At 36.9% G+C, this 22,444-nt stretch carries 18 protein-coding genes; 10 read left to right on the forward strand and 8 right to left on the reverse strand.

The genetic code is table 11. The features are described 5' to 3' along the window. The 3 genes from H6G57_RS16515 to H6G57_RS16525 all read right to left on the reverse strand — a co-directional run. Positions 1–304: helix-turn-helix domain-containing protein (locus tag H6G57_RS16515; RefSeq protein ID WP_190520416.1), on the reverse strand; the 304-nt coding region annotated here is incomplete at its 3' end. Between the two features lie 746 nt (positions 305–1,050). Then, entirely contained in the window at positions 1,051–2,226 is a 1,176-nt protein-coding gene (locus H6G57_RS16520; protein WP_190520418.1) for a homocysteine biosynthesis protein, read from the reverse strand. Positions 2,227–2,286: 60 nt separating this feature from the next. Beyond that, on the reverse strand, positions 2,287–3,333 hold the full coding sequence (locus H6G57_RS16525) for an AI-2E family transporter (protein WP_190520420.1): 1,047 nt from the start codon (positions 3,331–3,333) through the stop codon (positions 2,287–2,289). Positions 3,334–3,675: 342 nt separating this feature from the next. On the opposite strand from H6G57_RS16525, the gene H6G57_RS16530 reads away from it, so the two are divergent. Together H6G57_RS16530 and H6G57_RS16535 are read left to right on the forward strand one after the other, a co-directional pair. Then, positions 3,676–3,978 (forward strand): hypothetical protein, encoded by a 303-nt coding sequence (locus H6G57_RS16530; protein ID WP_190520422.1) that lies wholly within the window; start codon positions 3,676–3,678, stop codon positions 3,976–3,978. Next, on the forward strand, positions 3,975–4,427 hold the full coding sequence (locus H6G57_RS16535) for a type II toxin-antitoxin system VapC family toxin (RefSeq protein WP_190520424.1): 453 nt from the start codon (positions 3,975–3,977) through the stop codon (positions 4,425–4,427). Before H6G57_RS16530 ends, H6G57_RS16535 begins: the two co-directional genes overlap by 4 nt. A 103-nt stretch (positions 4,428–4,530) precedes the next feature. On the opposite strand, the gene H6G57_RS16540 is transcribed toward H6G57_RS16535, so the two are convergent. Continuing rightward, positions 4,531–4,728 (reverse strand): hypothetical protein, encoded by a 198-nt coding sequence (locus tag H6G57_RS16540; protein ID WP_190520426.1) that lies wholly within the window; start codon positions 4,726–4,728, stop codon positions 4,531–4,533. 187 nt (positions 4,729–4,915) lie between these two features. Between H6G57_RS16540 and H6G57_RS16545 the strand changes: the two genes are divergently transcribed. The 8 genes from H6G57_RS16545 to H6G57_RS16580 all read left to right on the forward strand — a co-directional run bounded on the left by H6G57_RS16545 (position 4,916) and on the right by H6G57_RS16580 (position 15,066). Beyond that, on the forward strand, positions 4,916–6,238 hold the full coding sequence (locus tag H6G57_RS16545) for a class I SAM-dependent methyltransferase (protein ID WP_190520428.1): 1,323 nt from the start codon (positions 4,916–4,918) through the stop codon (positions 6,236–6,238). Between the two features lie 117 nt (positions 6,239–6,355). Beyond that, positions 6,356–7,678 carry a class I SAM-dependent methyltransferase gene (locus H6G57_RS16550; RefSeq protein ID WP_190520430.1) on the forward strand — a complete coding sequence of 441 codons (1,323 nt, stop codon included), beginning with the start codon at positions 6,356–6,358 and terminating at the stop codon, positions 7,676–7,678. Positions 7,679–7,795: 117 nt separating this feature from the next. Beyond that, positions 7,796–9,118: a class I SAM-dependent methyltransferase gene (locus H6G57_RS16555; protein ID WP_190520432.1), complete on the forward strand. Its 1,323-nt coding sequence runs from the start codon at positions 7,796–7,798 to the stop codon at positions 9,116–9,118. A gap of 102 nt (positions 9,119–9,220) precedes the next feature. Continuing rightward, positions 9,221–9,745 (forward strand): type IV pilin-like G/H family protein, encoded by a 525-nt coding sequence (locus H6G57_RS16560; RefSeq protein WP_190520434.1) that lies wholly within the window; start codon positions 9,221–9,223, stop codon positions 9,743–9,745. Between the two features lie 107 nt (positions 9,746–9,852). After that, complete coding sequence (locus H6G57_RS16565; protein WP_190520436.1) at positions 9,853–12,093, forward strand: O-linked N-acetylglucosamine transferase, SPINDLY family protein; 2,241 nt, start codon at positions 9,853–9,855, stop codon at positions 12,091–12,093. A 119-nt stretch (positions 12,094–12,212) separates the two neighbouring features. Next, a complete protein-coding gene (locus H6G57_RS16570; protein WP_190520438.1) occupies positions 12,213–14,432 on the forward strand; it encodes an O-linked N-acetylglucosamine transferase, SPINDLY family protein in 2,220 nt (739 codons plus the stop codon). An 83-nt stretch (positions 14,433–14,515) separates the two neighbouring features. After that, positions 14,516–14,860: a hypothetical protein gene (locus tag H6G57_RS16575; protein WP_190520440.1), complete on the forward strand. Its 345-nt coding sequence runs from the start codon at positions 14,516–14,518 to the stop codon at positions 14,858–14,860. Beyond that, the gene (locus H6G57_RS16580; protein ID WP_190520442.1) at positions 14,857–15,066 is read left to right on the forward strand and encodes a hypothetical protein; all 210 of its coding nucleotides are present in this window, start codon (positions 14,857–14,859) and stop codon (positions 15,064–15,066) included. The genes H6G57_RS16575 and H6G57_RS16580 overlap by 4 nt, the downstream gene beginning before the upstream one ends. Before the next feature lie 110 nt (positions 15,067–15,176). Here the strand turns inward: H6G57_RS16580 and H6G57_RS16585 are convergent, their stop codons facing one another. The 4 genes from H6G57_RS16585 to H6G57_RS16600 form a co-directional block, all read right to left on the reverse strand. Beyond that, positions 15,177–16,751 (reverse strand): hypothetical protein, encoded by a 1,575-nt coding sequence (locus tag H6G57_RS16585; protein WP_190520444.1) that lies wholly within the window; start codon positions 16,749–16,751, stop codon positions 15,177–15,179. Between the two features lie 26 nt (positions 16,752–16,777). Then, positions 16,778–19,090 carry a methyltransferase domain-containing protein gene (locus H6G57_RS16590; RefSeq protein WP_190520446.1) on the reverse strand — a complete coding sequence of 771 codons (2,313 nt, stop codon included), beginning with the start codon at positions 19,088–19,090 and terminating at the stop codon, positions 16,778–16,780. A gap of 223 nt (positions 19,091–19,313) precedes the next feature. After that, positions 19,314–21,056 (reverse strand): hypothetical protein, encoded by a 1,743-nt coding sequence (locus tag H6G57_RS28710; protein ID WP_199314351.1) that lies wholly within the window; start codon positions 21,054–21,056, stop codon positions 19,314–19,316. 47 nt (positions 21,057–21,103) lie between these two features. Then, a complete protein-coding gene (locus H6G57_RS16600) occupies positions 21,104–22,315 on the reverse strand; it encodes a class I SAM-dependent methyltransferase (RefSeq protein ID WP_242048998.1) in 1,212 nt (403 codons plus the stop codon). Between the last annotated feature and the right edge of the window lie 129 nt (positions 22,316–22,444).

Genomic DNA, 22,444 nt, shown 5'->3' on the forward strand with positions numbered 1-22,444 from the left:
TCTTGAATTTGGGATATCCAGATTTAAGTTTAAAGAAGCGTTGAAAGGCTAAATCAACTCGTTTAACAGTATCTTGTAATGCGTGGCTACCAAGTTCCTTATAATCTGTCCAGAATTCTTTGAATTCGGGTAAACAATTCTGTTGGTCAACATAACTGACCGACTTATTGAATCGCTTATAAGATGTTTTCCGATGTTCCACGCAAGCGTTGTATAAAGCACAATGTAGCTTTCTCCAATAGTGCATTTTATTGGCTTGCGTTTGAGTTGGATAAAGTCGGAAAGTTACTCGTTTAGTAGCCATAACATATCGACCTTCTGTTATATTTATGGTTACTTATTATATAATACATTACTCTTTTTAGGGGCGCACCAATTGAGATTCTCAAAAAATACATCCAAAACCAAGCAAGTCCCTAGAAATCGCTATCCTTCCCCACCCCGCTTCGCGCTTGGGTGGGGACTGCCGCTCAAATCGTTCATTACAATTAAAGCGTTTTGTCAACACGGATGATTTACTTGTCCCATCCCATAAACCTATTTGATCCTTGCTCAACCATTTCTTTAATTTCTACAAGATTAGCGATCGCAATTTAACAAAACCTTAACTTAAAATCTGGTTAAATGCTGAATGGCTTAACTTGTTAAACCTTAATTGAATTCATCTTAGGATTATTGTTAAGTTATTATAATCATTTTTCTCAAATCCTTTTGTTTTTTAAAAGATTGTCAGGGAATCTTGATATTTTATTGAAAATATTTCTCAAATAGTTGACGACAGCATGGGGGTTCTGGTAAATTTAGAAAATACCGCTCAAGGGGTTATTCTGTCTATTTGCTAAAATAAAGGCTATAAGTCCTATTCTTTCGTAAAATATCTGGATTTCCTGACTCAATTTCTGCCTTACGAGCTATCAATTTTGGGGATAAATCCTTCAGCGACTAAGAGGGGAATTGACAAAATTACCAATTTATGCAATTAGACAGGAAGGGAAGAGGTGATTTTAAAATAACTGGGTGTTTCCGTCTCTAACTCTAATTAAGTCTGACTTAATCTAAACTAATTTGAGAACCCCAAATATTTTGAGGAAGAAATGCTCGATCTAAGGGAATAGAAGCAACGGGTTCTGTGAGGGTAAAGGTTCCTGATTCAATCCATTTTTTTAACTCTTGGGCAATTTCACGAGAACGAGAAATACTGGCTACAGGTGCAGTTCTGACCATTTTTCCATCAATAGAAATTTTGCCTTTTTTCAGTTGACTATAGGAAACTAAACCAAAGGTGGGACGAACCCGTCGAGGAATGGCAAAATCCACGACGGGTGCAACAATATCTTGATCAGAAACTGCACAACGAGCAATCACATCTGCATTCAAAACGGGTAAAGGTATCCCCACCCCCAACATTAATGAAGGGCCATAATTTTTAAAATAGCAACCTCTGACCCAATAAGGATTCATTTGTTTTGCATCTCCAATTAACGCTAACGTTGCAGCCGGGCCGATGGGGGTGCGATTGTCTAGGCGTTTTTGTAGGGGAAAATGTTGAGTTCCTTCCCAAGTAATATAGCCAATTCCGCCTCCTAAAAAAATCCGAGTCCCAATTCCAATCACTTGTAAATCAGGATCATTAATTAAGGGAGAAATTGCACCCGGATTAGAATAAACCGCATTTCCTAAATAGGGTTGCAGGGGGCCTAAATAAGTATAAAGCGGGCGATCGCCACCATTAACTCCAACAATAAAATTTTGATAGAGATTGCGAGGATTGAATAAATAAAATTGGTTAATCGTATCACGGGTAATTGTGGTTTCAAAAGAACTTCGGGGATAACAATCAGAAACCACTCCTGATGCTTTGAGATGCACTGATTTTCCTGCAATTAAATCTTCAATCACATGACCCCCCCCTTGTTCATTTCCCTCTTCCCCATCTTCCATCATTTGACTCGCGCCCAGATATAAATCAACGGAACCAAAGCCACTATAGGCAAGAACCCCATTTAACCAACAGGTTTTAATATTAATCGGGGGATCGGTATGACCTAAATTAATCACCGCGCCAGAGGCTTCCATCGGTTCAAAAGTTCCTGTGGTAATCACATCAACTTCTTGAGCAATTTGGGGAATAGTATCGGGGGTGACTTTAGCTTTGAGTTCCTCCACTGTCCAAACAACAGCACGCTTCTGAAGAATTTTATCGTTAATTTCAGCAATAGTTTTCATTAAATTTTGACACCCCTTTAATTCTATTGTTTATGTTTCGTCGTTTTCAATTGTCGGAAATTATTGTTTCCAGTGATCCAGAATATCTCGAATTAGGATTTCTTGCACTAAAACTTGTCCCACAACCGTTAACGGTAAGGCTAAAAGTAAACCCAGGAAGCCAAAAAAGGTCAGGAAAAAGCCTTGGGAGAGTAACGTAATTGCAGGTAAGAGGGAAACTTGTTGCGCCATAAGATAGGGCATTAAAAAATTGCTTTCCGCTTGTTGAATCAGAAAATATAAAATAAAAACAAACCCGGCTTTCCAAGGATCTTCTAATAAAGCAATCGCCATCGGAGGAATCACACTCAAAGTCGGCCCAATATTGGGAATTAAGTTGAGTAATCCTGCTAATATAGCATTGGCAAAGGCTAACGGAACTTGTAAGACTAAAAGCCCTGCTAAACTACAAACCGCCACAACACTCATATCAATTAAAGCTCCAACAACCCATAGTCCTAACGCTATTTCACATTGATCTAAAATCCCATTCATGCGTTGACGGTAAAAGGAAGGGATGAGTTGAATAAATGCTCGGCGATAAGCCATAGGATCAGCTAATAGCATGATTGTTAAAACTAGAATTAATAAAAAGCCGAGAAGTCCTCCTAATGTATTTCCTACAAAAGCCCCAACGCCTCCAATTAAAGGATTTCCGATGCGTTGTACTTGTTGAATCAAGGCATTGATTTGTAAATTAACCTGAAATAAATTTTGCCAAAAATCGCCAGGGAGTTGCGTTTTTAAGTAATTAATCCAAAGATTTAGCCGTTGTAATCCTCGTTCTAACCCTCTCGGAACTCGTGTAGCGAGTTCTTGTAATTGGTCAAATAAAGGCGGAACAACTAACAAGAATATCGTTATAAACCCTAAAATTAGTAAACTAATTGAGAAGAATACCGCCCAAGATCGTTTTATTCCAAAGCGTTGTATCCATCGAGCTAATTTATTCAGGGCGGTTGCTAAAACAATCGCAGCAAAAACAAGTAATAAAGCTTGTCGAACTTGCCAAAGGATATAGATGGCACAGAGAATTGCGCTAAAACCGAACCATTGCCCTAGTGTCACAGGATAAATAGGATGAGTTTAAATGCTAATTATATCTAAGGGGAGGCTCCTATCAATCCCCCTTAGAGCGGGTGAGTGTGCTGGTGTGGTTCTCTCTTTGGGTGCGACGCATTTTTTCATATTATAAAAGATGCGATCGCTAATTTGATTAATTTTGATTAGCAAATCTCGCTCAGAGTTCCTCACGAGATAATTGTATTAACAACGGTAAAAACTCTGGGGGCGAGAGAGACACTAAAGGTTCAATAATAATTGGCACGTCTCTACAGGCAAATATATTGTATGATGGATTTAAACTCGGTGATTCTGGTCAGGATTTGCAGTTTTTATTCATTATCAATTATGGCAAAACTCAACATTGAAAATTTACCGGATGATTTAATCCAGCAACTTAAAATTCTAGCGCACCAAAATCATCAAACCCTAAATGAACAAGTGATCAATTTATTAAAACAAGCAATACACAAACCTCAACCTCCTCTCAAGTTCCTCATTTCCCCTGAAACGGACAATACTTGGGAAGAACGCCGTCAAGCTATTCCTGATGTTTTAGCAAAAATTCAAGCGCGATTAGAACAGCGTCAGAAGCTTTCTGTTCAGAAACTCGATAGTACAATGTTACTTCGAGAGGATAGGAATAGATGAATTCCCCGTTACGGTGTGTGATTGATGCCAGTGTCGCCATTAAGCAATTTGTTCCAGATCCTTTATCATCCCAAGTTTTTCAACTTTTTGCCCATTTAGGTACGGCTGAAACAGAATTTTTTATTCCTGATTTGTTTTATATCGAAATCGCTAATATTCTTTGGAAATATGTCCGTGCAGGGCTTTATGCAGCCGGGGATGTTCCTATCGATTTAGCTAATCTCAAACAAATACCGTTGCACGTTGTTTCAATGGCTGAGTTAATGGAAGACGCTTTTAATATTGCTATAACCTATGGAATTTCTGCTTATTATGGCTCCTATGTTGCTCTGTCAAAACGGGTAAATGCACCCTTATTGACCTTAGACAAAAAGTTAGTCAATACCTTAGCTAATACTTCATACAATGTACGTTTATTTAATGATTTTTTAATTCCACCTAGTTCATAATTCCTCCGTTGCAAGTTTGACAGGGGTTTGTATCAGGGTTCCTCCAAGGGAGAAGGGAAAAACCCATCCCCTAGTTTGTGATTTTTTGCTATTTTTTGTCCAACTATTCTGGCTGTTGAGAATGTTGTCTCATCCGCCAACTCAATAGCACTGCTAAAATCACCGAAGGTAAGCAAACGGTAATAGCAGCCAGAATTGAAGATTCAGGAACCGACAGCAAAGGGCCAACAAACTTGATAAACACCGATAGTCCTAGGGACAAGATTAGAACTTTGAGTAAAAATGTACTTTTGTTATCCATAGAGGGCATTGTATAAAGAGAGAGGGTGCAATGATATAGACACTACTTGTCAGTGTTATAACTGGATAGAAACCAAGTTTCTCAACAAAACATCAGGATGGAATTACTAGAATCCAGGTCAGAAACCTGGTTTCTTTAGGATCGCAACTTTACAGTTTACCGTTTATTGTGGAATTTAAAAACACCCATGCAGAACCAAAAGCCTGAATTATTAGAAAAAATTCGTCAACAGTTTGATTCAGCACCCTATCCTAGAATTCCGTTAGAACAATCACCTAAAACCGAATATGAATTGCTATTTATCCATAATTTAGTCACTTCCTATTATTTAAGATATCAGAAAGTGATTAATACAGAAGGTAAAATGATTTTAGATGCTGGGTGTGGAACTGGATATAAATCTTTAGTGTTAGCAGAAGCAAATCCAGGGGCTAAAATTGTGGGGATTGATATTTCCGAACAATCGATTGAACTAGCGAAACAGCGTTTAAAATATCATGGGTTTGACAATGCCGAATTTTATGTATTGTCTATAGAAGACTTGCCTCAACTGGGGTATGAGTTTGATTATATTAATGCGGATGAGGTGCTTTATTTATTGCCTGATATTGCCAGGGCATTAAAGGCGATGAAGTCGGTTTTGAAACTGGATGGTATGATTAGAACTAATCTCCACAGTTTATACAGACGTTTTAATTTATTGAAAGCCCAGTCCCTTTTTAAACTCATGGGGTTAACGGAAGGAACCCCTGGGGAAATGGAAATAACGATAGCTAGGGAGACCATTCAATCTTTAAAAAATCAAGTATTATTTAAATCCCAAGCTTGGGAAAAAGGATTACAACATCATGACGAATGGGTTTTAATGAATTACTTTTTAAAAGGAGATAAAGGTTTTACAATTCCTGAAGTATTTGAAATGTTAAAAATAGCAGGGTTAGAGATCATAAAAATGGTCAACTGGCGACAGTGGGAACCCTTAGATTTATTTGAAGATCCTGAAAATTTACCGGCTTTTTTAGCCCTGAGTTTGCCCGAATTGTCTATCGAAGAACGCTTACATTTCTATGAATTGTTACATCCGATTCATCGCTTATTGGATTTTTGGTGTGGTCATCCGCTTGAGACAACTACTGTAGATATTTCCGACTGGACACAAACTGACTGGGAAACCGCAACGGTTTATTTACATCCCCAGTTAAAAACTGACCCAGCAAAGCAAGACCTGATTGACTGTATTCGCAGCCATCGACCTTATGAAATTAGTCAGTATGTCAAGTTAGCGACCCTTGTTCCTATCTACATTGAGAGTTTTCGGGCGGGCTGTTTGTTACCGTTGTGGGAGGGAAAACAACCTATGATGTCTTTAGTGGAGCGATGGAAGCAAATCCAACCTGTAGACCCTGTTACCTTAGAATTAATCAGTGATCAGATGGCTTTTGAGCAAGTGAAAGAATTACTCCGTGATCTGGAACCGTTTTTGTATATTCTATTAGAGCGATCGCTTTAAAATGAATAAAAAAACAGTTCCTATCTGAACTCCCGCTCAGGGAAATGACCAAGTTTTTAGATGTATCTCAGGAAAAAGCCCTGATCTCGACTACTATAATTCATAGAAAAAACCCTTATGGAAAATCAAGATCCTGAATTATTAGAAAAAATTCGTCAACAGTTTGATTCAGCCCCCTATCCTAAAACTCCGTTAGAACAATCGCCTAAAACTGATTATGAGTTACTGTATATTCATAATTTAGTTACGCCTTATTATTTAAAATATCAGAAAGTTACTAATACAGAAGGTAAAATCATTTTAGATGCAGGCTGTGGAACCGGATATAAATCCTTAGTATTAGCAGAAGCAAACCCAGGGGCTAAAATTGTGGGGATTGATATTTCTGAACAATCGATTGAACTGGCGAAGCAGCGTTTAAAATATCAGGGTTTTGACAATGCCGAATTTTATGTATTGTCGATACAAGATTTACCTGAATTGGAGTATGAGTTTGATTATATTAATAATGATGAATCTCTCTATTTATTCCCTGATATTACAGTACCTTTGAAGGCGATGAAATCGGTTCTTAAGCCAGAGGGAATGATTAGAACAAATCTTCATAGTGCATTTCAGCGAGTTAATTACTTTCGGGCTCAATCCTTATTCAACATGATGGGATTAATGAATGAAAACCCGACGGAGTTAGAAATTCATTTCACGGGTGAACTCATGCAAGCTTTGAAAAATCAAGTTTTATTAAAGTCCCAAACCTATAATCTTGAAAAAATAAATGAACAAGAATGGGTTTTAATGAACTATTTATTTCAGGGAGATAAAGGTTATATAATTCCTGATTTGTTTTCAGCGTTGAGAACGGTTAACTTAGAGTTGATTAGCATGGTTCGTTGGCGACAGTGGGAACCCTTAGATTTATTTGAAGATCCTGAAAATTTACCGGCTTTTTTAGCACTGAGTTTGCCCGAATTGTCTATCGAAGAACGCTTACATTTCTATGAATTGTTACATCCGATTCATCGCTTATTGGATTTTTGGTGTGGTCATCCGCTTGAGACAACTACTGTAGATATTTCCGACTGGACACAAACTGACTGGGAAACCGCAACGGTTTATTTACATCCCCAGTTAAAAACTGACCCAGCAAAGCAAGACCTGATTGACTGTATTCGCAGCCATCGACCTTATGAAATTAGTCAGTATGTCAAGTTAGCGACCCTTGTTCCTATCTACATTGAGAGTTTTCGGGCGGGCTGTTTGTTACCGTTGTGGGAGGGAAAACAACCTATGATGTCTTTAGTGGAGCGATGGAAGCAAATCCAACCTGTAGACCCTGTTACCTTAGAATTAATCAGTGATCAGATGGCTTTTGAGCAAGTGAAAGAATTACTCCGTGATCTGGAACCGTTTTTGTATATTCTATTAGAACGATCGCTTTAAAATGAATAAAAAAACAGTTCCTATCTGAACTCCCGCTCAGGGAAATGACCAAGTTTTTAGATGTATCTCAGGAAAAAGCCCTGATCTCGACTACTATAATTCATAGAAAAAACCCTTATGGAAAATCAAGATCCTGAATTATTAGAAAAAATTCGTCAACAGTTTGATTCAGCCCCCTATCCTAAAACTCCGTTAGAACAATCGCCTAAAACTGATTATGAGTTACTGTATATTCATAATTTAGTTACGCCTTATTATTTAAAATATCAGAAAGTTACTAATACAGAAGGTAAAATCATTTTAGATGCAGGCTGTGGAACCGGATATAAATCCTTAGTATTAGCAGAAGCAAACCCAGGGGCTAAAATTGTGGGGATTGATATTTCTGAACAATCGATTGAACTGGCGAAGCAGCGTTTAAAATATCAGGGTTTTGACAATGCCGAATTTTATGTATTGTCGATAGAAGACTTACCTCAACTGGGGTATGAGTTTGATTATATTAATGCAGATGAGGTGCTTTATCTATGCCCAAATTTATTCAATGCGATGCAAGGCATAAAACAAGTTTTAAAACCCCAGGGTATTATTCGGGCAAATCTTCATAGTTTATATCAAAGGGTCGGTTATTTTAGGGCGCAATCTCTGTTTAAACTCATGGGAATCATGGATGAACCTTCTCAGGAATTCAAGGCAGAAATAGCTAAAGAAACAATAGACTCCATCAAAGATGAAGTGGTATTAAAAACACAAACTTGGAATAGTCCAGATTATAAAAATCAAGAATGGTTGCTGGCTAATTATTTACTTCAAGGGGATAAAGGCTATACAATCCCAGAGGTTTTTGCCGTTTTGAAGGCGACTGATTTACAATTGATCAGTATGGTGAAATGGCGACAATGGCAGTTACTCGACTTATTTAAAGAGCCTGATAACTTACCAGCCTTTCTAGCCTTCAGTTTATCCGAAATTTCGATCGAGGAACAACTACATTTATTTGAATTAATTCACCCCGTCCATCGGTTATTAGATTTTTGGTGTGGCCATTGTGATCAGGAGTGGATTCTCCCGGTGTCTGAATGGACTGAAGCTGATTGGCAAACTGCACGGGTTCATTTACATCCCCAACTCAGAACCAATCAAGCCAAAGCAGACTTAATGGAATGTATTCAGACCCATAGACCTTATGAAATTAGCCAATATGTGAAGCTACCTACTCACATACCCATCACCCTTGAGAGTAGTCATGCAGCCTGTTTACTGCCATTATGGGATGGAGAACAGACGGTGATCTCCCTGGCAGAACGGTGGCAACAAATCTATCCTATTGATCCTATTACCCTAGAACCGATTACTGTCCAGAGGGCACTGCAACAGATCAAAGAAGTCCTCATCACCCTGGATGCCTTTCTGTATGTGCTTCTCGAGCATTCCGGGTAAAATAAAAAAAAATTTTGTAGGGGTGATATGAAAGGTTGAGAGAGTGGGTAAGTTAGAACTACCAGATAAAAAGTTAAGCATCCCCCAAAGAGGAGAAAAACTATGAAGACTGAATTTAAAGCGAAATTCCTGCAATACGTTGCTAATAGAAAAAAAGAAGAAGGTTTCACCTTAATTGAATTGTTAGTTGTTATTATCATTATCGGTATTCTGGCTGCTATTGCTTTACCTTCCTTCCTCAGCCAAGCTAACAAAGCCAAACAATCTGAAGGGAAACAATATATTTCTTCTATTAACAAAGGTCAGCAAGCCTACTTTGTTGAAAATAATGGTTTTGGATCTGATGTCACGCAACTGGGAATTGGCCTCAAGACACAAACCTCTAACTATGTTTATACAATTAGTGCGACTACAGCGAGTAACGTCGGTAGTCTGGCTTCACCGATTAACACTACAGCTTTGAAAGGTTATGCGGGTGGTGTTGGATTAGTCCTGGTTGCAGGCAGTGATGCCAAGACCGCTCAGAGTGTACTTTGTGAAACGACCGTCCCTGGAACACCTGTTGCTACGACCAATGATGGCACTGTCGTAGGTTGTGCAGCTACCATGACCGTCGTGACGAAATAGTAACTGTCAGTTTCAAGGAATTTCCTTGTTAAAAACAATAAGCAGGTGGAGTTGTTATTTCTACCTGCTTTGTTGTATGTATTTTTTAAATGATAAAATAGGATGATATGGTTGCTCAAGATTTACGATCTATGACCTCGGATTGGCAAGAAAAAGCTGAACAATTGTTATTAAAAAATAATTATACTGAGGCTGAAAAGCTCTATGAACAAGCGATTGAAATCCAACCAGAAATAAAATCTTACTATTGGTATTTAGGATTGGTGTTGCTATTGCAGGGGCAAGAAGCAGAGGCACAAACCACTTGGTTATTTGGGATGGCTGATGGGGAGCCAGAAGAGATAGAGGAATGGACTCAAGAATTAATTCAAGTTTTGGAAACCGAAGCCGAGCGACAACGCTTAGAATTAGAAGACTATGGGGTAGCTTGGGCAATTCGACAACATATCCGAGAAATTAAGCCGACAGATATTAATAATTTACTGCATTTAACCGGATTATCAATCTGTTTACGAACCTACACCGGTCGAGAACCGATTGAATTAGGTTTGCTGGAGTTGCTCAAACAAGAATCCGCAACGGTAGATTCCGACTTATTACTCCAAGTGATTAAAAGTGTTGTAGATAGTGCTCCCTTACTCACTTCATCCCTCAATTTAACAGAAGCCAGTTTAGTTCATATTCAGGATACCGATATCTTTATTAATCAGCTGATCATTCCTTTTGTCTATAAAATGGCTCACTCAGCCAAACAACCTAGTACCGCAGCAAATTTTGCTGAACTGGGTTTGCGTTTAGCTCCTGAACATCCTGAATTACTCTGTTTTAGTGCTTCTGTATATCAAGATAGCAACCGTTTTGACCAGGGAATACAAGCCGCTAAACTCTATTTTTCTATAACTACAAATTTAGCCGCAAAATTTTTTGCCATCCACCTCATTATTCGGGGATTGATGAGTGCTGGAGGCTACTGGAAAGAATTTGCTGAAGCCACTGAACAACAAAAAGACTTGTTAAAAGTGTTACTAGAGGAACAGCCAACCGATTTATCACAAGTTGAGACGATTAGATTATTTAATACCATGTTTTTTTCCCCTTACTTTGAAGATAATCCTCAAGAAAATACCAGGCTAAGAAGTGAAGTTTCTAAACTGGCTCAATTAAACATAGAAAACTATGCTAAGGAACAAGTAGAACGATATCGCCACCGACAAACTACCCGTTTCCACCAGCCTGCTGTTGAACGACGCTTAAAAATCGGATATATTTCCCATTGTTTTCGTACCCATTCCGTGGGGTGGCTGGCGCGGTGGTTATTTCAATATCATAACAAAGAGAAGTTTGAAATTTTTGGTTATTTTATTTGTTACGATCATTATAATTACAATCAAGTACAAAATTGGTATGTTAATAATATTGAAAACGTTCGTAAATTAGAGTTCAGTGGTCTGGAAGCAGCAGACAAAATTGATGAAGATGAAATTGATATTTTAATTGATCTTGATAGTCTGACTTTGACAACAACTGCTGAGGCTATGGCCGTTAAACCTGCACCGGTGCAAGTAACTTGGCTAGGATGGGATGCGTCTGAAATCCCCACTATTGATTATTATATTGCTGACCCTTATGTGTTAGCTGAAGAGGCTCAAAGTTATTACAGTGAAAAAATTTGGCGTCTCCCTCAAACTTATCTCGCTGTTGATGGCTTTGAAGTGGGTCTTCCTAATGTTCGCCGAGATCAGTTGGATATTCCCAGTGATGCTATTATTTATTTTACGGCTCAACGGGGATATAAATATCATCCTCACACCGCCCAATTACAATTAGAAATTCTCAAAGCTGTTCCTAATAGTTATTTTATTATTAAAGGAGTAGCCGATCAAAAATCACTCAAAACATTTTATGCTGAAATTGCAGAATCAGTTGGGGTAGATTGCGATCGCTTAAAACTACTCCCGCCGTCACCCACAGAAGCCATCCATCGAGCTAATTTAGCCATTGCTGATGTGGTACTGGATACTTACCCTTATAATGGGGCGACAACCACGATGGAAACTCTGTGGATGGGGATTCCCATGGTAACAAGAGTGGGGCAACAATTTTCAGCCCGAAATAGTTATACAATGATGATCAATGCCGGAATTACAGAGGGAATTGCTTGGACAGATGAAGAGTATATAGAATGGGGTATTAAGTTAGGAACCGATGAAGATTTACGAAGTGAAATTGCTTGGAAATTGATCAAAAATAGACAAACGGCTCCGTTGTGGAATGGGAAACAGTTTACTCGTGAAATGGAGAATGCTTATGAACAGATGTGGTTAAATTATATTGAGAAGAAAACTTAAATCTATAATTTTTGGTTAAAAAATTGATAGTAGGGGCGAGGCGGGCCTCTCCCCTACAAAGGAATTGAGGTATTTTTCAGGACTAATAAATCTGTTAATTTTTTACTTAAACTACTCCAATGAATTTACTGAATGGGAATCAACAAGCGATTAAATATCTGGAAACAGGGGATTATGTTTCCGCTATCAATCATTATGAAGAACTCATTAATACTCAACCCGAAATCAAGTCCTATTACTGGGATTTGGGTTTATTATTGTTGCTACAAGGACAGGAAGTTGAAGCCCAAACAACTTGGTTAGTAGCAATGGCGGAGGGAGAACCTGAAGAAATTGAACAGTGGACCAAAGAATTAATTCAAGTTTTAGAAACGGAAGCTGAACGCCAACAGCTAATATTAGAAGATCATACAAAAGCCTGGGTAATTCGCCAGCATATTCGGGAAATTGATCCCACATATATTAACAATTTATTGCATTTAGTTAAATTATCTGCTATAGGTCAAACCTATACCGGTGAAGAACTGATTGAATGGGGAATTTTGGATTTACTTAAATCCGATCCAATTCCAACAACAGACATTAATCCCGAACTTTTACTTCAAGTTTTAGATAAAATTTGCCAGCAAGCACCTCAACATCCTTTATCATACCAATTTGCTGAAACTTGTCTTAATTATATTACCGATATTCAATCTTATCTCAATTTTTTAATTCCATTTATTTATAGATTAGCTTACTCTCGACATCAAACAAATCTCTCGATTAAATTTACAGAGCTAGGGTTAAGATTAAACCCTAAACATCCTGAATTACTTCGATGTATGTCTATGTTTTATCAAGATATTCGGGAATATTCCAAAGGAATAGAATCGGCGGAGTATTGTTACTCGATGGCGGAAGATTTCCCTGATCAAGTTTATGCGAGATTTTTATTACTTCGAGGTTTAATGAGTGCAGGTGGACGCTGGAAAGAAGTCTGCTCGGTGATGGAAGATTACCACTCTCTGTTGACTCGGTTAGTCACAGAAAAGCCAACTTTCTTCTATGATTTAACAGTGGGTTGTTTTACCACAACTTTTTTCTTTCCCTATTTTCAAGATAAAATTCAAGAAAATTTATTGATTCGGCGCGAAGTGTCGCAATTTCTTCAGTCGAATATAGAACGTCAAATTCCGCAGGTCGTAGAACAATGTCGTCAATGGAAATCTCGCCCTAAAACCTTGATATCTGCCGAAAAAGCTCTAAAAATTGGCTATGTTTCTCATTGTTTACGCAGTCACTCTGTTGGTTGGTTAACCCGGAGTTTATTTGAACACCATGATCGAGAAAAATTTGTTATTCATACCTATTTATTGGCAGCTTTAGATAAACCAGATGAATTGCAAAACTGGTATCTTAACAAGAGCGATAAAACCCATCAATTAGGGTTAGAGGGAAGGGAAGTCGCCCAAAAAATTTATGAAGATGAAATTGATATTTTAGTTGATCTTGATAGCTTAACTTTAAGCTCTGCTTGTGAAACCTTGGTAATTAAACCAGCACCCATTCAAGTGACTTGGTTAGGTTGGGACGGGTCTGAAATTCCATCTATTGACTATTTTATTGCTGACCCTTATGTATTACCTGAAGAAGCTCAAAATTACTACAGTGAAAAAATTTGGCGTTTACCTCAAACCTATATTGCTGTTGATGGTTTTGAAGTAGCTGTTTCTAATATTCGTCGAGATCAGTTAGATATTCCTAATGATGCTATTATTTATTTTACGGCTCAACGAGGATATAAATATCATCCAGATACGGCTAGATTACAGTTACAAATTTTGAAAGAAGTTCCTAATAGTTATTTCCTAATTAAAGGCATGGCGGATCAAGAGTCTTTGAAAACCTTTTATGCTGAAATTGCTGACTCTGTGGGGGTAGATTGCGATCGCTTAAAATTACTACCCTTATCAGCCACAGAAGCCATTCATCGTGCTAATTTAGCCATTGCTGATGTGGTACTCGATACCTACCCTTATAATGGCGCAACAACTACGATGGAAACCCTATGGATGGGGATTCCATTGGTAACAAGAGTGGGACAACAATTTTCAGCAAGAAATAGTTACACCATGATGATGAATGCGGGAATTAAAGAAGGAATTGCCTGGACAGATGAGGAATATGTGGAATGGGGAATTAAGTTAGGAAAAGATGAGAATTTACGCCAAGGAATTGCTTGGAAATTAAGAAAAAATAGACAGACTGCTCCGTTGTGGAATGCAAAACAATTTACCCTAGAAATGGAAAATGCTTATCAAAAAATGTGGCAGAAATATATTGACGGAAAGAATTAATTCAACGATAGCAGGATTTTTTGTAACCTAGTTAACAGCAAATCATTGTATTGTGGTAGGTTGTACATTTATATCAGTTCAATATGGCAAAAGTATCTCCTCAAACTTTGACAATTATTTTCAACCTGCAACGACGTTTAGTTGAACTGATCGATCAAGCAAAAACAGCCGAGTATAATTTGTTTGAAGCTTATGGTGAGACGGAGGAAACAATTCCAGAATTGGAACAATTACAAAATGGCGCAGAACGCCTGAGAAATCCTTATTCTCGTCTAGCTACTCTGACATTAGCGATCGCTGAGGCTCAACCTATTGCTCCTACTGCTATGATCAATTTATTGAGTCAAACTATTGAACAAGCTTCAACAACGGCTGATGCGGTGGAAGCAACCACTCAAGAAAGTAAAAGTATCTGGAACCTACCATGAATAAACCACACACAATACCTGATGCAGAGACAAGAGCGCGTTCTGTTGCGAACTGGCGAGAAGCTATTCGCAAAATTGACGCTGTTACCCTTGCACTGGATGAATTAATTGCTATGGTGGAAGAACATAACCGTCACAGTCCACTAACTTTATACCGATTAGCTAAATGTAAGGGTGAAGCGGTGGAACAAAAAAGTGAGACTTGATGTTAAAAAATACTTTTTGAAAAAGTCAGCCATGAAATCTATTTCGGTCGTAGAGACGTTGCATACAATGTCTCTACGACCAGTTTTAAAAGGTTTGTAAAGGCAAGTTTTTAGTGTTCTAAATCATAAATTGGGATGATTTCTGCACCGACAGATGCGATCGCTTCTTGATTTTCCTGCTCTAATTTAATTCGACCCGTTAAATGCGAAACTAGAGCCTGCCATTGTATCGGACTTAATTGCCCAATTAGCGCAATTTCAGGCCCTTCATCAATCTCTAATTCTTCTTCCATAAGTAAATTTATGGCGATGCTTGAAAGAATTAAATTTGCAGTCTCATCTGAATTATTACTATTATCAATCAGTATAGTAATCTGTTCTTTATGGGGATGAGTGATCAAACTCTTTATAATTTGTTTTAACTCAGCTGTTAAAGATATTTCTGACTGAGACCAATCAGGAAAAATAACTAAATTACGATCTCTAAGGGGTAGATTAATTTGAGGTTCAGTTATGGATAAGTTGCAAATTTCTAACCTGTCGTTGTGATTTTGTTGATAAGCAATAACTGTTTCTAAGAAACGTAATGCCGTTGGAACAGGACTATAATGTTCAATCGCCCACTGACGACCTTCTGTTGAAATTTTTTCTAATATTTGAGGTTCATTGATAATTCGATCAACTGTTGCTTGAAGGTTATCAAGATCAATACCGATATAATGTCGCCAGTTTTCTGGCTTTACGGGTAAATTAACACCATATTTATCAAAATCGACATGAAAGGTAACGCATCCAGCCGCTAAAGATTCCCAAAATCTCCAACTATCCCACCACTCTACTCGTGGCTCGTTGGTATAGGAATTTATGGCAATACAACCTCCGAAAGAGGCACAAGCAATGGTTGATGTTAAACGTTGATAATAGCTAGGATAATGCCGTTTATCGGTTTGCAGCCAGTGTAAATAGTCATAACTATCTTGAGGGGGTTCATCAAAATCATCAATGGATATATCAATGGGTAAAACTGTTTGTAACAAAGGTAAAAACTGATCAATGGCTATCTGTCTTAACGGATAATCAAAGGTTAAAATCCCTTTTTCGATAGTGAACAAACCTACATCAGATTTAAAGCTTCCATTAGAAATAACAACTTGATTCGGATTCACTCTAAAGTTAACAATTGTTTTTTTGGATCTTTCAATAAAGGATTGATTCTGATTGGTCACCTCTAAAATTCGGTTAGAAATCCCAAAACACCAAGGAATTAAGTTGTTAGTGAGTTGAGAATTGTAGTTAGTGCCATGAGTTCCTAATACTAAATCAAAATAGGGATATCCGGGGTTATGATATAAACCTCGTCCATCAGAATCATCAAGATATATGGAGACAAACTTTCGTTGAGGGTTTAAAAAAGGTTTCGGAATAGACGGAGGTAAATGATGTATTAACCATTCCTTATCCATTACAACAATTGAACAATCATCAGGATTAATATCGGGATTATGGCAGAACAGAGTCTCTTCTGATTGATCCGAAATACGCCAATAGTTAATATTGGAATAAAAAGGTATACCCAGTTCTTTGAACCCTTCTGCTATACATATTTTTAAGTGTCCAAATTCTTTTTCACAGCAATAAAAAAAGATAGGACGTTCTAAGTTATAGGAAGGCTTTGAAAATTTCATGATCAGTTAATCCCATTAATAAAATATTAAGACAATAGATCTTGTAAAGTCTCTATTGAATAAGCAGGAAGATAATCAGCTTGAACCTGATCAATACTTGCTTGATTTTCAGCATTCAACTGAATTCGACCCTGTAGTTGAGAACATAAAGCAGACCACTGGCTGAAATTTAGTTGACCTATTAAAACAATTTCTACAGTATCATCAAGCTCTAATTCTTCTTCCATTAACAAATTCATCATCACACTAGACAATGCTAAATCTGCATCTTCATCTGATATATTTTGATGATCAATGAGTAAAGTCATTTGATTACAGTTGGGATGAATTGCGAGGGCTTTAATTAGACTAACTAATTCTGGGTAAAGAACTTCTTCAGGTTGGTTCCAATCTGGAAACACAACTAAATTTATCTTTCTTAAATTAAAACGAATAAGTGTAGCATCAATTAAAGCGGAACTAATAATATCAGCCATTTTTGACCAAGAGAACTTCCGTATTTGTTCCAATCCTTTCGCAATTAAAATATGACGGGATTTGAGTTTTTGTACTTCACAAAGAGCATCAGTCATGGCATCAATATCATCATCTTTAATATAAATTGCTGCCTCTCCTGCAACTTCAGGAATCGAAGCATTTGCACAAGTAATGACCGGACACCCACAAGCTAACGCTTCTGCAATAGGCATTCCAAATCCTTCATATTTAGAGGGATAAACAAGGGCGGTGGCTCCTGAATAAGCGACCCTGAGTTCTTCATCACTGAGGTACAAAGAATGAACTGTACTACCTGCTGCTAACTCTCGATATTCGTGTCCTAATAAATAACCGGCTCCTGTACAGATCACATCAAATGCTGATTTACTATAAAGTTGAGAAAACCCTCGAAAGAACAAAACAGCATTTTTATAATCACTCCCGGCTCCAACTAATAAAAAATAGGGTTTATTAATTCCATATTTAGTTTTAAATTGAATAATTTCTCCCAGAGGTGCAGGATAGAAAGCATTAGAAATTCCGCAGTGAGCAACCGTAATTTTAGACTTGATATTTGGAAACAATTTAACGAGGTCATTTGCCGTACTTTCTGAAATGGAAATATAAGCGGACGCATGGGCAATTCCTAGGTGTTTTTCCCGCCACATCGGTTCATCTAGGTTAGCCCCTAAAATTTCAGGAATCATATCATAGGCTATAAAAACCGATGGTGTTGATAGAGGCGTTGTATAGTAAGTTGAAACAAATAAGTCTGCTCCTTCTTGATCACAAACTTCTTGAAGCATCTGGCGGTCAACTTCTGTTTTAGAATAGTCATAGGCTGGAACAGAAAGATACCTGATTCCTGCTATTTTTGGGGCTGTTTGTCCTCGATCTAAAACAATAATATTTTGACCAAATCCGTTAGCTGCCCATTCTAAAAATAACGATTGCCAAACCCTCGCTATTCCAGTTTTAAACATTTGGAAAAAGACCCCATCAACAATAATATTGAGAGGGCTATTTAACCTTGATGTCTCTAAATTAGGGGACAAGGATGATTCTTTATTAATGCTGTTGACTGAATTAGACAAAAAATATTTTTCGATAATATTGTTAAAGTCTTGATTCATTAAAGATAATTTTTCTACTGGTTTAAGTTGCTGACGGGATAATTGTTCAAAAGGGCTACAAGGTAATTCTTTTTTAGTCAATAAATGTAATGAACTGCCATTAGAGTAAAAGTTTAAATCATATCGTTCTGCTAAAATTCTCAGAGAATGATGGGTATAAATTGAAATATGTTGACCTTCATGTAAAACATAATACCACCAGTCATTGGGTTTAGGATTGCTAGCAGGTAGTAGCTCTGTACTCAGTAAAATAGTTGAGGATATTTTCAAGAGATTTTCTAACTCAATACTAGGATCAATTAGATGTTCAAAGACTTCAAAGGCAGTTACAATTTCAAAGGAATTATTTTCAGTCGCGTCTAAATTACTCTCGAAATTTTGAGCAAACAAATTATTACAAAATTTATCAAACCAATAAAAATCAAAGCCATTATCTCTCATTAACCTAACAAATAATCCATATCCGGCTCCATAATCTAAAAATTTGCTCTGATGATCGAAAAAATTAAAAATTAGTTTACTGGTAATATCTGAAAACATTAAATTTCTGAACACTAACCCAACATCACTTATTGCTATTGCATGAGAATATGCTTCTTCTAACCAGTAAGGTTCTTCGGTTTGAACAAATCCACAATTTAAACATTGAAAATATTTAATATCATATTTGTTGAGGATTTTAGCCGTTGCAAAATAATTAGATTGAGAATCACAAACTTTACATTTCATAAACAATATTGATAAATTTGCTTAAGATTATGAGTTATCTTAGAGTTTCTTGATCTAAACTATAACTAGATTTTGATTTCTAGTTGATCAAAACTACTGTACTGCTAAGATACCCGATGTGACTGTAAAAACGATCACGTTCCCTCTTACCTCAATTGAACTTATTGCTTAGGACAAGCTTTTATTATATTATATGAACTCTGTTTAACATTACCAAACACTGCTAGGGATGAACAATACTTTCTTCAGGAATTACCCAAATAGGTAAGGGTTTTTCGCCCATAGATGAGATTGCAATTTTATCTTCATGCTCTAAAATTATCCGGGCAGTTAAACGAGAGCATAAAGCCTGACTTTGTAAATCGCTTAATTGTCCGGTCAAGAGAATTTCTAATCCGTCCGTTATATCTACTTCCGTTTCCATGAATAAATTCATAAAGATACTAGATAAAATTAGATTCGCATCTTCATCAGAAATGTTATGACTATTTAGATATACTATAATTGAATTTCTGTTAGGTAGAGAAGCAACTAATTGAAACAGATTACCTAACTCTAAATAAAGCGTTTCTTCAGGTTGCTTCCAATCTGGAAAAGCAATGTAGTTTTTGTCTTTTAGCTTCCACAATTCCCAATGATTATTTTTTAACTGAAGACCCCGCCAATCGAGTAACTGTTCTAACGGAAACTGAGGAATTTGCTCTGCATCAACAGCCTCAAGAATAGCTAAGTTTTCAGAGTCTAAACGAATGCGACCTTGAACAACAGATAGTAAATTGCTCCACTGAGGTTGAGTTAATTGACCCACGAGGGTAATATCTGGCCCCTGTTCTACATCTAATTCATCTTCCATCAACAGATTCATCATCATACTGAATAACATTAAATCTGCCTTTTCAGCACTCATTTCTTGATGATCAATCAACAGTTTAATTTGACCTTTATCAGGGTGATTAACCAGCGTTTTAATAACAGCACTTAACTGGGAATATAGTTGATCTTCTTCTTGAGTCCAATCAAGGAATAAGAGCAGATTGATTTCTTTTAATCTAAGGTGACTAATATTTTCATATAATATAGAACTAAACATCATAGCCTCAGTCACGTTATTAGATTGAGGGTTACGCATCATAACAGTAGGGTGTTGTAAGGGAAAAATCATCGGTTTTGTGGGTAAATTAGCAAGTGGGGATTCATCTGTTGTATGGGTTGCATCTTCCCTAAAACCAATATTGGAAACCAAATTAACATGGGGAAAAATCGTTAAGCCTCCATGAACCCAACACGCAAATGTCCAAGCATAATCCCAGGTATTAAATCCTTCATAAGCAGCTTGAAAAACTTCTGTACAATCAGCGACGTTTTCAGCAGAATGTTCTAGTATTTTTTCTAAACCGTTGCTATCTCTTATTTCTGGCCATAATTTCATATCCAAATCATAGAATTTCCAGGCTCTGCGCCAAGTGGCCCAACCCCAGATATGATTATATCGAGAAAAGTAGTAGCTGACCTGTTGATTATTTTGTCGAGATTGAAAGTTATTTCCTGAGATTGTCATGATGTTGGGATCATGACGATATCGTTCTAATAATTCTTCACAAAATCGGAAAAAGGTAACATCCGGTAAGCAATCATCTTCGAGAATAATTGCTTCTTCAACGGTATTAAAAACCCAATTTAATCCGCTTGAAACTCGAAGGCGACAGCCTAAGTTAATCTCAGAATAGTTGGTTAAAACTTCACAATCCCAATCCACCTGATTAATAATAGATCGAGTTGCAGCACATTTTTCGGCTTCACCGACTACATTCAATCGAGGGCCATCCGCAATGACTAGGAGTTTTTCGGGTTTCACCTGACGAATTGCATTAAACACTTGCTGCGTTGTGTCAGGTCTGTTGAAAATCATTAAACAAACCGGGGTTTTTAATTGGAGTTTTTGGTTCTGTGACAAAAAGTCATTCATTTTTTAATTCTCTTTATAAATTTAAAAGACAATTTCACTATTATCATTTAATTGTCTTGAGTAGGGGAAGGTTTGGGATTCATGACTTGAAAACATCCTTTTCCTAAAATAGATTGTTTCTGACTGGGAACCCCCTGGCTTTCTAAAATATCAAATTTCTTAAAAAACAAAGAGGTGCAATTTTTATAGATGTAGCTAGAAATCATCCCCCAGAAATCCAGACGTTTATAACCTTCATTTGCTAATTTTTGAACGGAGGAGTCATAATTGTAATTATCGGTATTATCAAAGATAATTAAACCTGTTTGTTTAATCTGATTTAAACTGAGTTCTAAACATTGATTTCGATTAGCCCCATCAATAATAATAACATCAAAGTAATCCGATGGAAATGAAGAAATCATTTCTGCATATTCTTGTTCATCTTCTCGTAAAAACAGTTGAACATTATTAGGCATTTTAGCCTTAATTTCTTCAAACCAATTGGCATCATTTTCAATAGAAATGACTTCTGAAACTCGTTGTGACCACCATAAGGTTGAGTTACCTGCTCCAAATTCAAAGACTTTAAAATCAGGCTTAACTTTATCTTCTAAAAATTCAATTGCTGGATAGGTATACCAGGGAAGGGGTTGATTATCTGGAGTTACAGGTTTTCTTTGATATAGTGAATTCAACCATCCTGATGTCAGAAAATAATTAATTCCTGGGGGAAGATTAGCAGCAACTTCATACCAATTTAAAGATAAGATTAAACTGTGAACTACGGGAATTGAATACCCTTTTTCTACTAAGTCAGGATAATCTGACAATAGCTGTCTTCCTAATTGAGCAGATTCGACAAATTTTTTGGCATTAAAACATTGTTGGGCTAGTTGTAATTTAAAGTTTTTTTGTTGTTCATTAACTGTAGATAGAACTTGATACTTGTCTAAATCAGTTACTTGCTCTAAGGTGACAATCGGAATAATTTCTGACCATTCATTGAGTTGACTTTTATTGACATTATGACCTAATATTTTATAATTAATTTTTAAAATACAATTGAACCAGTCATCAAATTTTTGGGAACTAATTAAACTAATATTAAGTGGTGCTTCTAATTCTTCATTTTCCTCTAGGATTAAGTTCATCATTACACCTGATACATACAGGTCGGCTTCTTGACTAGGAAACTGATCATAGTCGATAAAAACAGATAAATTGCTTCTGTCAGGATGGTCGAGAAATGCTTTGATTATTGTTTTCAATTCTAACACAAGCTCAGTCTCTGGTGATGCCCAGTTAAACAGAACCAAAAAATTCATAGACTCGGAGCCTTCTAGGAGATTGTGATTTTATTTAGTATACCCTGCGGGTTTGAGAAAATGATCATTTTTGCTGGATTA

The organism is Planktothrix sp. FACHB-1365, assembly GCF_014697575.1.
Taxonomy (GTDB): Bacteria; Cyanobacteriota; Cyanobacteriia; order Cyanobacteriales; family Microcoleaceae; genus Planktothrix.

Excerpts from the sequence above, each read along its gene's own strand:
- H6G57_RS16520 (WP_190520418.1), bottom strand. The coding sequence starts at position 2,226 with ATGAAAACTATTGCTGAAATTAACGATAAAATTCTTCAGAAGCGTGCT.
- H6G57_RS16530 (WP_190520422.1), top strand. The coding sequence starts at position 3,676 with ATGGCAAAACTCAACATTGAAAATTTACCGGATGATTTAATCCAGCAA.
- H6G57_RS16535 (WP_190520424.1), top strand. The coding sequence starts at position 3,975 with ATGAATTCCCCGTTACGGTGTGTGATTGATGCCAGTGTCGCCATTAAG.
- H6G57_RS16540 (WP_190520426.1), bottom strand. The coding sequence starts at position 4,728 with ATGGATAACAAAAGTACATTTTTACTCAAAGTTCTAATCTTGTCCCTA.
- H6G57_RS16545 (WP_190520428.1), top strand. The coding sequence starts at position 4,916 with ATGCAGAACCAAAAGCCTGAATTATTAGAAAAAATTCGTCAACAGTTT.
- H6G57_RS16550 (WP_190520430.1), top strand. The coding sequence starts at position 6,356 with ATGGAAAATCAAGATCCTGAATTATTAGAAAAAATTCGTCAACAGTTT.
- H6G57_RS16555 (WP_190520432.1), top strand. The coding sequence starts at position 7,796 with ATGGAAAATCAAGATCCTGAATTATTAGAAAAAATTCGTCAACAGTTT.
- H6G57_RS16560 (WP_190520434.1), top strand. The coding sequence starts at position 9,221 with ATGAAGACTGAATTTAAAGCGAAATTCCTGCAATACGTTGCTAATAGA.
- H6G57_RS16565 (WP_190520436.1), top strand. The coding sequence starts at position 9,853 with ATGGTTGCTCAAGATTTACGATCTATGACCTCGGATTGGCAAGAAAAA.
- H6G57_RS16570 (WP_190520438.1), top strand. The coding sequence starts at position 12,213 with ATGAATTTACTGAATGGGAATCAACAAGCGATTAAATATCTGGAAACA.
- H6G57_RS16575 (WP_190520440.1), top strand. The coding sequence starts at position 14,516 with ATGGCAAAAGTATCTCCTCAAACTTTGACAATTATTTTCAACCTGCAA.
- H6G57_RS16580 (WP_190520442.1), top strand. The coding sequence starts at position 14,857 with ATGAATAAACCACACACAATACCTGATGCAGAGACAAGAGCGCGTTCT.
- H6G57_RS16585 (WP_190520444.1), bottom strand. The coding sequence starts at position 16,751 with ATGAAATTTTCAAAGCCTTCCTATAACTTAGAACGTCCTATCTTTTTT.
- H6G57_RS16590 (WP_190520446.1), bottom strand. The coding sequence starts at position 19,090 with ATGAAATGTAAAGTTTGTGATTCTCAATCTAATTATTTTGCAACGGCT.
- H6G57_RS28710 (WP_199314351.1), bottom strand. The coding sequence starts at position 21,056 with ATGAATGACTTTTTGTCACAGAACCAAAAACTCCAATTAAAAACCCCG.